This window comes from uncultured Slackia sp. (assembly GCF_934630525.1).
GTDB lineage: Bacteria > Actinomycetota > Coriobacteriia > Coriobacteriales > Eggerthellaceae > Slackia.
In genome coordinates this window covers 37289-50477 of sequence record NZ_CAKTVX010000007.1, presented here as the reverse complement: position 1 = coordinate 50477, position 13189 = coordinate 37289, and the positions used below count along the sequence as shown (strand labels likewise).

The following is a 13189-nucleotide window of genomic DNA, read 5'->3' as shown; positions in this document are numbered from 1 at the left end:
CGAGCGGGAAACGCGGCGGCGCCTGCGAAGGCAGCGAGCCGCGCGAGGAACACTACCATCGAAAGAGCGAGAATGGCAAACACCACGGCCAACTACGGCAACGACAGCATTCGCCAGCTGAAAGACGAGGAGCGCGTACGCCTGCGCCCCGCCGTCATTTTCGGCTCCGATGGCTTGGACGGCTGCGCGCACGCCGCCTTCGAGATTCTGTCCAACTCCGTCGACGAAGCACGCCAAGGCTATGGCGACCTCATCACGCTTACCGCCTTCGCCGACGGCTCCATTCAGGTCGAAGACAACGGCCGCGGCTGCCCGCTCGACTGGAACCCCACCGAAAAGCGCTTCAACTGGGAGCTCGTCTTCTGCGAGCTGTACGCAGGCGGCAAATACAACAACAACCAAGGCGGCGACTACGACTTCTCACTGGGCACCAACGGCCTGGGCTCGTGCGCCACGCAGTACGCCTCCGAATATATGGACGTCAACGTCTGGCGCGACGGCAACAAATACTCCCTGCATTTCAAGAAGGGCAAAGTCGTCGGCGCCAAGAAGAAGGCGCTGCAAGTCGAGCCTTCCGATGAAAACCGCACCGGCACCACCATCAAATGGCGCCCTGACCTCGAGGTTTTCACGTCCATCGATATTCCTGCCGACTGGTATCGCGAAACCATGCGCCGCCAGGCAGTCGTCAACGCCAACGTCACCTTCCGCCTGCGCCTCGAAGGTCCCGAAGGCTTCACCGAAGAAGATTTCTGCTATCCCAAGGGCATCGAAGACTACGTGCTGGAAAAGGTCGGCGCCGATTATTTGACCGAGCCGTTCTTCATCCAGGCCGACCGCCGTGGCCGCGACCGCGACGACTTGCCCGATTACAACGTCAAAATCACCGCCTGCCTGTGCTTCTCGCGCACCTTCCAAATGCAAGAGTACTACCACAATTCGTCGTGGCTCGAAAACGGCGGTTCGCCCGAGAAGGCTGCGCGCAGCGCCCTGACCAGCGCTCTTGACGCATATATCAAGTCGCAGGACAAATACACCAAAAACGAGACCGCCATCAAATGGCAAGATGTGCAAGACTGCCTCGTGCTCGTGACCAACTGTTTCTCGACGCAAACGTCCTACGAGAACCAAACGAAAAAGGCCATCAACAACCGCTTCATCCAGCAGGCTATGACGGCGTTTTTCAAGGAACGTCTCACCACGTACCTCATCGAGAATAAGGAAGCCGCCGGCAAAATCGTCGAGCAGGTGCTCATCAACAAGCGTTCGCGAGAAAACGCCGAGAAAACGCGCCAGAGCATCAAAACCAACCTGCAGCAGAAAACCGACATGGCCAACCGCGTGCAGAAGTTCATCGACTGCCGCTCGAAAGACAAAGGCCGCCGCGAAGTCTACATCGTCGAGGGCGACTCGGCGGCGGGCGCCATTCGCACGTCGCGCGATGCCGAGTTCCAAGGCGTCATGCCTGTTCGAGGCAAGATTCTCAACTGCCTGAAAGAAGACTACCCGCGCATTTTCAAGTCCGACATCATCATGGACTTGCTGCGCGTTCTGGGCTGTGGCGTCGAGGTCAAAGACAAGCGCATGAAGAACCTGGGCACCTTCGATTTGAACAACCTCAACTGGAGCAAGGTCATCATCTGCACCGACGCCGACGTTGACGGCTACCATATTCGCACGCTCATCCTCACCATGCTCTACCGCCTTGTGCCCACGCTCATCGACGAGGGCTACGTCTACATCGCCGAATCGCCGCTGTACGAAATCAACTGCAAGGAAAAGACGTACTTCGCCTACACCGATCTCGAGAAGAACAATATCTTGAAGGAAATCGGCGACCAGAAGTGCTCGATCAACCGCTCGAAAGGTCTTGGTGAGAACGACCCCGACATGATGTGGCTCACCACCATGAACCCTGAAACGCGCCGCCTGATCAAGGTCGAGCCCGAAGACTTCGCCATCATGGAGAACATGTTCAACCTGCTTCTCGGCAACGACGACGAGGGCCGCAAGCGCCACATCGCGGAGCATGGCAAGGAATACCTCGACCAGCTCGACCTGCAGTAACGCCATATAACCGCTCGAGCCGCCCACGCGGCTCGATAGATGAGCCCGATACACGCACCAAGGGGAAACCGTGGCAATAAAGAAGAAGACCAAAACCGAACCGAAGAAAAAGCACGTTGACAATCCCAACGTGATCGGCCTGCATTCCGAAGTCATGGAGCAGCCCATCACGCAGACGCTCGAGCAAAACTACATGCCCTACGCCATGAGCACGAACGTGTCGCGCGCGTTCCCGGAAATCGACGGCTTCAAGCCGTCACACCGCAAGCTGCTCTATACCATGTACAAAATGGGCCTGCTGAACGGCGCGCGCCAGAAGAGCGCGAACATCGTCGGCCAAACCATGAAGCTCAACCCGCACGGCGATTCCGCCATCTACGAGACCATGGTGCGTCTTGCCACGGGCAACGAGGCGCTGCTCGCGCCGTTCGTCGAATCGAAGGGCAACTTCGGCAAATACTATTCGGGCGACCTGAGCTATGCGGCCTCGCGTTACACCGAAGCCAAGCTCTCGCCGATTTGCGCCGAGATTTTCAAAGACATCGATAAAGACCCAGTCGACTTCGTGGACAGCTACGACGGCGCCATGAAGGAGCCGCGCCTTCTGCCCACCACGTTCCCTAACATCCTCGTATCGGCGAACAAGGGCATCGGCGTTGCCATGGCTTCTGATATTTGCGGCTTCAACCTGAACGAAGTGTGCACGGCAACCATGCACTTCTTAAGCGACCCCGAGTGCGACCTGCTTGAATACATGCCCGCGCCCGATTTCTCCACCGGCGGCGAAATCATCTACCGCCGCGAGGAAATGGAGCGCATCTTCAACACGGGCCTCGGCAGCTTCCAAATTCGCTCGCGCTGGCGCTACCTGCCCGATGAGCGCATCATCGAGGTGTACGAGATTCCGTACACCACCAAAACCGACGTCATCATCGAGCGCATCGTGAAGCTCTCCAAAGAGGGCAAGGTGCGCGAAATCGCCGACATCCGCGACGAAACCGACCTTTCCGGCTTGCGCATCGCCATCGACCTGAAGAGGGGCGTCGACCCCGAACAGCTCATGGCGAAGCTGTTCCGCTCCACCACGCTGCAAGACTCGTTCTCGTGCAACTTCAACGTGCTCGTCGACGGCTATCCGCGCGTCATGGGCGTGCGCGAGATTTTGAGCGAGTGGGTGGCGTGGCGCGTCGAATCGACCCGCCGCCGCATGAACTTCGATCTGGACAAGAAAACCGACCGCTTGCACCTACTGCACGGCCTTGAGGCGATTCTACTCGACATCGACAAGGCCATCGCGATCATTCGCGGCACAAAGCTCGAGGCCGACGTTGTTCCCAACCTCATGAAGGGCTTCAACATCGACCAGGTCCAGGCTGAATTCGTGGCGGAAATCAAGCTGCGCAACATCAACGAGGAATACATCATCAACCGCACGAAGGATATCGAGAAGCTCGAGGCCGACATCGCCGAGCTGAACGCCATTCTCGCGAGCGAGAATAAGATCAAGAATGTCATCCACGACGAGCTCGCCGCGGTGAACAAAAAGCACGTCATGCCGCGCAAAACCGGCCTGGTCGCGCCTTCGGAAATCGTCGAGGTAAACCTCGAGCCCGAGGTCGAGGAATACCCCGTGACCATGATGCTCTCGCGCGACGGCTACCTGAAGAAGATGACCGACCGCGTGCTGCGCAAGGCCACGACGCTGAAATACAAAGACGGCGACGAGCCTTTCATCGAGTTCGATTCCTCCAACACGCACGATTTGCTCGTGTTCACGAACCAGTGCCAGGTGTACAAGTGCAAGGTCGCCGCGTTCGAGGACACCAAATCGGCGCAGCTGGGCTCATATTTGCCCACTGATTTGGAAATGGACGCCGACGAGACCGTGACCTGGGTCATCGACCCCGAAGATTACAAAGCCGACGTGCTGTTCGTTTTCGAGAATGGCCGCGTGGCGCGCGTGGCGCTGTCGGGGTACGCCACCAAAACGAACCGCAAACGCCTGAAGAACGCGATTTACGGCGGCTCCAAGCTTGTGTACGCCACCGTGCTGAAGGAAGACCGCGACCTGGCGCTCGTGTCGAGCGACTATCGCCTGGTGAACTTCAACACGTCGCTTCTGAAGACGAAGACCACCAATTCGACGCAGGGCGTGCAGGCGCTCACCATCAAGGGCAGCCGCACGGTGACCATGGTTGGCACGGCGGAAGAATTCATCGGTGGCAAAGCTCAGGTCGAGAAGTTCCGCGCTGAGAAGCTGCCTTCGGCTGGCGCACCCATGAAGGAAACCGACATGAAAAGCTTGTTCGACCTGGAAGAATAAGTTCTTTCCTCATTAAGCGAATAGGCCCCTGCAAGCTGCAGAGGCCTATTCGCTTAACCGCGCCCATATAGAACCCAGTCATCTAAATTCGACGCGGACCAGCGAATGCCGTAGGGAGGGAGGCGGCATTCGCTTGATGGGTCCGCGGCGTAATCGCTCCAACAAATATGCTAGAGCTCAATAAAGGGGAGGGCTAATTTACAGTGCCGCCATGATCTTACCAGCAACATAACCGTGCGTCATCGCCTGGCCAATAGAGTTACCGGCTGATGGGGTGGCATATCCCATGCCATAACGCTGACCAAGAGTATTGCCAGCTGCGTAAAGTCCCTTGATTGGAGCGCTTCGATCGGCCTTCATGACATTAAGGTTTTCATCCGTAATCAATCCGGCAAGAGTAACAAGGCCAGTTCTGACAGAGCCTTCATTGTTGGAGACGGAACCATAGAACGGCGCCGTTTCGACGGGAATCATAAGCGAAGCGTCCTTGCCGAAATCGGAGTCCATGCCCGCATGACACAACTCGTTGTAGTGTTCAATTTCCTCAAGCGCAGTCTGCAAGGCCTCGCCCTCATAACCCATATATCCGAGAAGCTCTTCAATGGTGTTTGCCATAAAGACTGTGTTTCCCATACCCGACTTTTCACTGCCATAAGGCTCCGCGTTGGGATTATGCGTATTAATTTCATTAACGCCAGCGATGGCCACGCCATGAACGCTCCCGCCTTCAGGCCCAGGGGTCAACGCCTCCATTTCGCTTTGCATTCTTTCCATGCCTTGCATAAAGCCCCAGTTAGGAGCACCGTGATCAAGACCCGCACCCTGAACCGTCTTCATATAGTTAGAATCGGTGACGCAACCAATAATACCCAGGGGCTGACGCAGCGCCGCAGAGCCAGAAAGCTGCGCCATGGCTTCATTCATGAAACGCTTACCTTTTGCATTGAGGGTAAGGAATGCCGAAGTGCCCCAGGGACCGGGAACGCCACTCGAGGTGTTCATGGACGGACGAGGATGGGGCTCAATAGCACCACCAGCCCAGCAACCAAGTTTGTGGCCCATGCCATCGCGACCGCCACCAGCGAGTTCGCCTTCCTGGACGCCCGCCCTGGAGGCCCACTCGGCAACATCAGTCAGCAGATTCCAAACCATTTTCGGATTGCTCGAGAAGTCGCCCGTAGCAAGCAACACGCCTTTGGTGGCGTTGAACTTAATGTAGCTGCCATCAGCCTTCTTGCCATAAGCGCCAGCCACATCTTCACCATTCATAACCAGAGCTTCAGCAGAAGTCTCCCAATACCAAGTTGCACCATGCTCCTCGGCTTCACGACGAGCATAGGTTTCCCACTCCGTCAATCGAGTCAAACGACGACCGGCAACAACCTCGGTTGGATTAACGGTCTGGATCGTCTGCAGCGTAGTAGCCCAGGATTTGTATCCAGACTGTTCGATGGGATAATCGGAGCCCTTGTCCTTTTGATAAGCGGTTTGGATAATGCAGCGTCCGCCTTCACGATCTAGCATATCGCTGGTATCGGGGATGATGGACACCATGTTGTCGAACATTTCAGCAGAATTATCAACAAACAGTTTAATGATGGCAGGGGAAACGCGGCCCAAGCCACGACGGCAGTATTCCGCCGTGATGTCACCGAGATTGTAGCCACCAAAACCTTGCTCGGTGATCCATTTAGAGTTGTAGGCACAGATATCATCGCCGTAGCAAACATACTCGCCCTCAGATTGCGCCTCGACAACAGCGACCTTAGCGCCCGCCTGAGCAGCAGAAAGCGCCGCTTGAGTTCCAGCGTGTCCGCCGCCAAGAACAACAATATCGACATCTACTTCTTCAGAAACCTCATCAGCACTGATTTCCGGCATGACGCCGAGCCAGTCTTCGCCACAGATGCTGCCACCGACAGTTACGCCCGGCGCAACAGCTCCATTGTCTGTGGAACTCGAAGAGACTGCACTCTCGGATTTCTGGGGTGAACCGCAGCCCGTAAGTCCCGCCAAAGCGGCAGTACCAACCGCGGCAACGGCGGCGCCCTTCATGAAGTCGCGACGATCCATGGCCGCAACTTTGGTGGAATTCTTCATATGCCCTCCTTAGGTATGAAACGCGCGAACAAAGCCCGCGCAGCAAGGCTCCCAATGCCATGCGCTAATGAGACCCTACCAACAAAAGCCCGGATTAAACAATCACCGTAATGTGGCATTTCACCTGCTCACGCTCTAACCGTAATGGGTGAGATTCATCTGAAGCGAATTCCAGTAGCAAATAGAACGACCTCGGATTTCCCAATGCGTTAAAATCGGGTATAGCCCATGTTTGCTAAAGGGAGGATGGAAACATGGCTTTCAACTCGATGGCGTCAGGTGAGCGCACCCCATGCGGGAAAACCCTCCGCCTGACCGAAAATAACACGCTGCTCCATGCAGAAATTGCAGCCGCCGGCTTCAAGGCGTATGCCTTCATCCTGCTTATATTGGTTGCATTTCAACCTGGATTTGTCGCAGAAGCAATAGATTTCAACACGACCATCTGCGCCTGCGTTACTGGTCTCATAGTCGGAGCGTCTCTCGCTTTCATTATGACGCGCGACAATTCCAACCGATTACCCATGCGCCGGGTCACGGAATCTATCATGCTCTCCCTTGCAGCCGCTTCACTTATCATGCATATTGTCTTTCCTCGGCCTCAAAGCCCCATGATTCCTATCGCGCTTGGATTAGTATGCGCAAGTCTTCCGTTTGCCGCACTTTCATTTATCGACCTTATTTCTGAGTGCCATCAAAACTCCCTGCCAAGAAAAACGATTCTCGTTTTTCTTGCAATTGACATTGCGCTCATCATCGCCCACTTTTTCCAAAATGTCGGCCTTTTGTTCGGTGCCGTAGCACTTGCGTTTGCTTCCGCAACCGTGATGCGCTCACGACAAAGCGAAAACATCGATGAACACGCTCTCGAAGCCGCCAACAACGGTGCTGAAGTGGCGGAAAACATGAAGGTTTCCCCAAGCACCCAAAAACCCGTCTCACCCCTTCCCGCCATGGGGCTTTTGCTCGCGCTCTTCACATTAAGCATGAACATGCAAGGGATTCCTAAATCAAGCATCAGACTCATTAGTCCACTCGTGTACGCAGGATTGTTGGCGGCGATTTCGTTGGGGTTAATATCGCTTTTCAAACAAAAAGATTCCCCATTTGCCAAATACGCTAATGCCCCGTTCGACCTCGTGCTTATATGCGCTATCACAATCGCATTCGTCATAAAAATGATCCCACTTGAAATTACCGCAACTACGTTATTTCCATACTGCATGGAGGCCTGCTTTTTGCTCCTCGCGATACCGCTAGTCTCAAGTGTCAATTCTTTCACAACCAGCACAGTAAGGAAAAAGGGCGCAATATGCGCAACGCTTCCTCTTGCTATGGCGGCAGCAATATGCGCAGGATATGGAGGGGCGTTGCTTGACTCCAACGCGCGTAGCATCCTTATCGGGACGATTACCGCAGCGTTCCTCGTCTACGCCATAGTGTCAATGGGACACGCATTTGTACCCTACATAACAAAAATGACGAGCTCGGAAAATGTCGAACAAATGGCGTCGGAAGCCAATGCGATCGAACGTCTAGCCGAAGAAGGCCATCTAACTCCCCGCGAACTAGAAGTGCTCATTGAGCTTGCAGCGGGACATTCGTCGAGCTATATCGCGGAATTGCTCTTCATCTCAAGCAACACGGCTCGTAGCCATATGAAGAACATTTACAAAAAGCTCGGTGTTCATTCCCGCGAAGAACTGCTCACTCGAATCAAATCGGAAAAAAACGACGCAGCATCCCTGCCTCGCTAATCCACCCTGACTCCAATCACTAAAAAAGGTCGAAGCAGACGCCGAGCAAACTTACAACCTTATATTAAAAAAGCACCGTAGCGAGAAATTCGCTACGGTGCTTGGATGTCGAACGAAAATGTCATTTGGTAGACAGAGCAATTGATTCCCTTTGACATACCGCTCAATTATCGGACTATCGCACGCCGCGGCGCGCCTCTTCCGCAGCCGTCGCTCTCGAGTTAGCCGTTGTAGCTGTTGCCAAGAATCTCGCGGGCCTGCTCGTCGGTCACATCGGCGTGGTAGAACAAGCTGTAGAGCTCCTTGGTGACTTCGACCATGTCGACGTCATAGGCGTCGGGATACAACGTGTTCGCAATCCACCGAATGCCGAGAATGCGGTTGACCGCAGGCGGGCGATCGCACCAAGAGAACGGTACGTTGGGCATCGTGTACACCTTGCCGTCTTTCACGGCGTCGATGCTCGACCAATTGGCATCGGTGCGAATAAGCTCATCGGCACCGCCGCGCACAACGTCGTCCCATGCAACGATGACCTGCGGGTTCCATGCAAGAACCTGCTCGAGCGAAACGGGGCTCATGCCCTTGCCCTTCTGGGCTTCGACATCTTGGGCCACATTGTCGGCGCCAGCGTGATCGAACGCCAAGGAATGCGTGGAGCCCTTGGGCTCGGTCCGCAGACCCTCGGAGCCCTCAGCGTAATACAGGCGTACGCGCTGATCATCGGGGACGGTCGCGACGGCCGCATCGACGTTGTCAAGCGCGGTCTCGCAGTAGGACGCCAGCTTCTCGGCCTGGTCCTCTTTGCCCAGCAGCGTGCCAAGCGTGCGATACGTGGTGGGCGTCGCATCGAGGGTGCCGTCCAAAACGACGACGGGAATGCCCGTCTGGCTCTGTAGGTCGTCAGCGGAGCTTAATGTCACGTTTCATTGTAGAGCGCTCATGGCGATTTATTCGTATTCCAGGATAATTTTTATTCTCGGGCCAGGCAGATTGTTTTCTCGCGTAAGGTCGATTGATTCCCGTATAAGGCTGATCGTTTCCCATGTGAGGCTCGATCGCTCTTTTCCAGGCGAGGCTCTATGCAAAAGCTGATCGCTCTTTTCATGTGAGACGTGCAAGGCGATTCATTCTTATCTCGAAACCGGCCAGCCCCATGCTTTTCAATCTCAATTGTCCATAAATATGCAATTGCAGACATTTAATTTCGTTCTCCCAGATCACCCGCTATGAAGTCGCCCTTCTTTCACGTCAAACCAGCGCTCTATCTTGAAAACGCGCCGTTGGGAGGTGGCAACCAACGTCATTCAAAAACGCGCCCGACGCGCGGCTACTTCACACAAACGTATATTTCTCTCAATCTTAGCGAGAGCAAGCTTTCAAGAGGCATCGTGGCGATATAATTCTTCCTTGTCAGTTCTGGCACAACCAGATACGGAAGCGCGCATGCGCACGTGAGGGATAGGCGGTTCGCGAGCGATGTGGGCATACCGCCCAAACGCGCCGCGGCTTATGACCAGCGGCTCGACCGTCGCGACAAAGGAGCCTTCCGTGTGGGCAGTCATCGTTAACACCATCGCCATTATCGCAGGCACCACTATTGGCCTGCTCTTGCGTCGCGGACTTCCCGACGCCATCACCGACGCTGTCATGAAAGCGCTCGGCCTGTGCACAATCGTTATTGGCATTCAGGGGACCATCGTCGAGCAAAACATCTTGCTCCTCATTGTCGCAACGGTTATCGGCGTGGCAATCGGCGAAGCGAGCGACATCGACGGCCACGTGAATCGCTGGACCGAAAAACTTACCTCACGATTTACCGGCGCGGGCGAAGGCGCCAAAATCGCGAACGCGTTCATCACATCATGCCTGATCATGAACGTAGGAGCCATGACTATCGTCGGCTCACTTGACGCGGGCCTTGTCGGCAATTTCGACATGCTCTACACGAAAAGCCTGCTCGATTTTGTAGCGGGCATTATGATGGGCGCCGCGCTTGGCGTGGGCGTATACGGTTCGGCCGCGTTCACGCTCGTGTTCCAGGGAGCAATTGTGCTCGCTGCCGGATTCGTGGCCCCCTTCGCGAGCGATGCGCTTATTGCCGAGCTTTCGACCTGCGGCTCCATCATGATTCTCGCGCTCGGCCTGAACATGATCGACCTGACAAAGTTCAAGGTGCTCAACTATCTACCTGCGCTTATCGTGGTGCCCTTCGTGCTCTGGGCATTTCAAGCAGCAGGGCTCGCCTAACCCCGCGGCGACCCCAACAGCCCACCGAGCACAGCGGTCCGCCATACCAGCAGCCAATCAAAATATGCGAAGCCCCGGCATCGTTCCGCCGAACGCTGGAGCGGTTCTTCGCGCTTGGGCCTTCGGCTCCGCTTCCATTTTTCTTATTTCCAGTAAGTCCCCTGGCAATTGTCAAGTACTATAGAGGCACCATTTACCCCGCGAAGGCAGGAGCAGCCATGATTGTTACTACCGCAGACGTCATCCCTGGTCAAGCAGTGCAAGTTCTGGGCCTCGTTCGAGGCAATATCGTCACCTCGAAAAACATCGGCCGCGACCTCATGGCCGGCGTAAAAAGCATTGTCGGCGGCGAAATCGTGTCGTACACGCAAATGACCGATGAGGCTCGCCAAGTCGCAGAGGACCGCATGGTTACCGCTGCGCAAAATCTTGGGGCCGACGCCGTTGTCGCCATGCGTTTCGCGAGCGACAGCATCGCCGAAGGCACGATTGAAATCCTCGCTTACGGCACCGCAGTGAAGTTCGCGTAAACGGAATACTTAAAAAGTGACAAAAGTTGCGAATTCGGGGGCTTTGAAATGCCAAATTCGCTGAAAAGCGCCTCAACAGCGGAGCATAGAGCGATTGTTGCGAGCAAAACGAGCCGTTAACCGACAAAAGCAAGCCGTTCACCAGCCCTGAATGCATTCGCGGGCAAATGAACGCCCCCGAATTCGCAACTTTTGTCACATTTCGCAACTTCACTTTACGCTGGACCCGCCAAATGGCGCAAAACCCGCATCACAACGGCCGCAGCCATGCGCCGCGACAGCCAAGGCCATGCTCCACGACTACCCACAGCGCGTTTGCCCCGACCATCGAGTATAAGCCGCAGTGAGCCTGCCCGTCCTTCTTAACCACGCCGCAGCGAGCTCGGTTCCTCTCAACCGCCCTTCCCCGCCCAAATCAATCAGGACCTCCTAAAGGCATCGTTTTAGCGACATTTCGCGCTTTTTGCACAAGACGCTCCAAAAACGCCTATGCTAATCAGGTTTGGCAAAGGACGATAACGTCCAACAACAGGAAGCATCCCATGGCACACGATTTCATCTCGCTCGCAATTATTGCGGTTGTCGCATTTGTGGCACCCGTTATCGCGCAGGCGATTCCGAAAAAGCCCATTCCCGAAACCGTTCTTCTTCTGGCTTTCGGCGCAATCCTTGGTCCCAACTGTCTGAACCACATTTGGCTCACCGAACCCATTACGCTGCTCTCCGATTTGGGCCTCGCGTTTTTGTTCTTGCTCGCGGGCTACGAAATCAACCCGAAAATGCTCACGGGCACCGAGGGCAAGAAAGGCCTGCGTACGTGGCTGGTCACTTTCGCGTTCGCGCTGGCGCTCGTGTTTTTGCATCCGAATTTGGCCATCGGCGGCATTGGGGTGGTTCCCATGGCCATCGTGCTTGTGACCACGGCGCTCGGCACGCTCATGCCCATTTTGCGCGAACGCGAGCTCATGAACACGAAGGTCGGCCGCGCGGTCATCGCATACGGCACCTGGGGAGAAGTCGGCCCGGTGCTCGCCATGGCGGTGCTGCTCTCCACGCGCACGAACTGGCAGACCGCAGCGATTCTCGCCGCATTCATGATTCTGTGCGTCATCGCGGCCCTCGTACCTGCCATGGCACGCAAAAACGGCACGCGCCTCTACAAATTTCTCGAAGCAAAAGCCAACACCACCTCGCAAACATCGGTGCGCGGCACCATCATGATCCTGGTCGCCCTCGTAGCGTTTTCCGCCATCTTCGACATCGACATCGTGCTCGGCGCGTTCGCGGCGGGCTTCGTACTCCGATACATCACGCCCGAAGGCAACGTGTCGCTCGAAACCAAGCTCGACGCCATTGGCTTCGGCTTCCTCATTCCGCTGTTCTTCATCGTGTCGGGCGCGAAAATCGACATTTCGGCCATCGCGGCCGATCCGGCCATGCTCGTACGCTTTGTCGCGCTGCTGCTCGTCGTGCGCACAGTTCCCATTATCATTTCGCTTTCGATGCCAAAAACGCGCGCAAAGTACACGATGCACGAGCGTCTTTCGGTCGCGTTGTACTGCACCACGGCCCTGCCAATTATCGTCGCAGTTACCTCGCTGTGCGTGAAAAACGGATCCATCGACGCGAGCACGGCCTCCATCATGGTCGCCGCGGGCGCCGTGACGGTATTCATCATGCCGCTGTTCGCGGGCGCAGCTTACGGAGTCGCCGACCGCCATCCCATCGATGCGGTGCGCGAGATCGCCCACGACCCGCACCACGCGGGACAAATCGTGTCCGAACACATCCACGAGCATCGCGAGCACGTACACACCGACTACCAGCACATTTACATGCCGAAGCAGCGTCCCGACGTGGTTCATGTCGTTATGAAAGAACACGAAGAGGGCCATGCGGAAGAGCACGAAGTAAAACATTTTGAAAAGAAATAGCGCAGAAGCAGCCGAGGTCCGACAGATTGCGTTCAGGCTTTCCCAAAGAAATATGTGCATGGGAGCCACGCCCGAAGTGCTCGTCGCCCTTTAGCCCACGAGCTTTTCTTCCTTCTGTTTTGCGCCTGGCTTCGCGCCCTTCGCCATACCGGACTTAGGCCAAGCGCTCCATTCGCGCCCAAGTGGCGACGAAAAGTTATACTGACTGCATTGTTTTTTGTCATATTC

General features: G+C 55.7%; 8 protein-coding genes. 6 read left to right on the top strand and 2 right to left on the bottom strand.

The genetic code is table 11. The features are described from left to right. Nucleotides 1-72: 72 nt before the first annotated feature. Both Q0D41_RS06905 and Q0D41_RS06900 read left to right on the top strand, forming a co-directional pair. Nucleotides 73-2067, top strand: a complete 1995-nt coding sequence (locus Q0D41_RS06905; RefSeq protein ID WP_294377144.1) for a type IIA DNA topoisomerase subunit B — start codon at nt 73-75, stop codon at nt 2065-2067. Between the two features lie 70 nt (nt 2068-2137). Then, complete coding sequence (locus Q0D41_RS06900) at nt 2138-4390, top strand: DNA gyrase subunit A (protein WP_294377141.1); 2253 nt, start codon at nt 2138-2140, stop codon at nt 4388-4390. A gap of 198 nt (nt 4391-4588) precedes the next feature. On the opposite strand, the gene Q0D41_RS06895 is transcribed toward Q0D41_RS06900, so the two are convergent. After that, nucleotides 4589-6490: an FAD-binding protein gene (locus tag Q0D41_RS06895; protein WP_294377138.1), complete on the bottom strand. Its 1902-nt coding sequence runs from the start codon at nt 6488-6490 to the stop codon at nt 4589-4591. Nucleotides 6491-6744: 254 nt separating this feature from the next. On the opposite strand from Q0D41_RS06895, the gene Q0D41_RS06890 reads away from it, so the two are divergent. Next, entirely contained in the window at nt 6745-8247 is a 1503-nt protein-coding gene (locus Q0D41_RS06890) for a LuxR C-terminal-related transcriptional regulator (RefSeq protein WP_294377136.1), read from the top strand. A 221-nt stretch (nt 8248-8468) separates the two neighbouring features. Here the strand turns inward: Q0D41_RS06890 and Q0D41_RS06885 are convergent, their stop codons facing one another. Further along, on the bottom strand, nt 8469-9170 hold the full coding sequence (locus Q0D41_RS06885; protein ID WP_294377133.1) for an ABC transporter substrate-binding protein: 702 nt from the start codon (nt 9168-9170) through the stop codon (nt 8469-8471). A 628-nt stretch (nt 9171-9798) separates the two neighbouring features. Between Q0D41_RS06885 and Q0D41_RS06880 the strand changes: the two genes are divergently transcribed. From Q0D41_RS06880 to Q0D41_RS06870, 3 genes are all read left to right on the top strand, one after another. After that, complete coding sequence (locus Q0D41_RS06880) at nt 9799-10497, top strand: DUF554 domain-containing protein (protein WP_294377130.1); 699 nt, start codon at nt 9799-9801, stop codon at nt 10495-10497. A 218-nt stretch (nt 10498-10715) separates the two neighbouring features. Beyond that, the gene (locus Q0D41_RS06875; protein WP_294377127.1) at nt 10716-11027 is read left to right on the top strand and encodes a YbjQ family protein; all 312 of its coding nucleotides are present in this window, start codon (nt 10716-10718) and stop codon (nt 11025-11027) included. 542 nt (nt 11028-11569) lie between these two features. Then, nucleotides 11570-12961: a cation:proton antiporter gene (locus tag Q0D41_RS06870; protein ID WP_294377123.1), complete on the top strand. Its 1392-nt coding sequence runs from the start codon at nt 11570-11572 to the stop codon at nt 12959-12961. The last annotated feature ends 228 nt before the right edge of the window (nt 12962-13189 follow it).

What these genes read in the sequence shown, in the direction of transcription:
- Q0D41_RS06870 (WP_294377123.1), top strand. Translation starts at nt 11,570, where the DNA reads ATGGCACACGATTTCATCTCGCTCGCAATTATTGCGGTTGTCGCATTT.
- Q0D41_RS06875 (WP_294377127.1), top strand. Translation starts at nt 10,716, where the DNA reads ATGATTGTTACTACCGCAGACGTCATCCCTGGTCAAGCAGTGCAAGTT.
- Q0D41_RS06905 (WP_294377144.1), top strand. Translation starts at nt 73, where the DNA reads ATGGCAAACACCACGGCCAACTACGGCAACGACAGCATTCGCCAGCTG.
- Q0D41_RS06890 (WP_294377136.1), top strand. Translation starts at nt 6,745, where the DNA reads ATGGCTTTCAACTCGATGGCGTCAGGTGAGCGCACCCCATGCGGGAAA.
- Q0D41_RS06895 (WP_294377138.1), bottom strand. Translation starts at nt 6,490, where the DNA reads ATGAAGAATTCCACCAAAGTTGCGGCCATGGATCGTCGCGACTTCATG.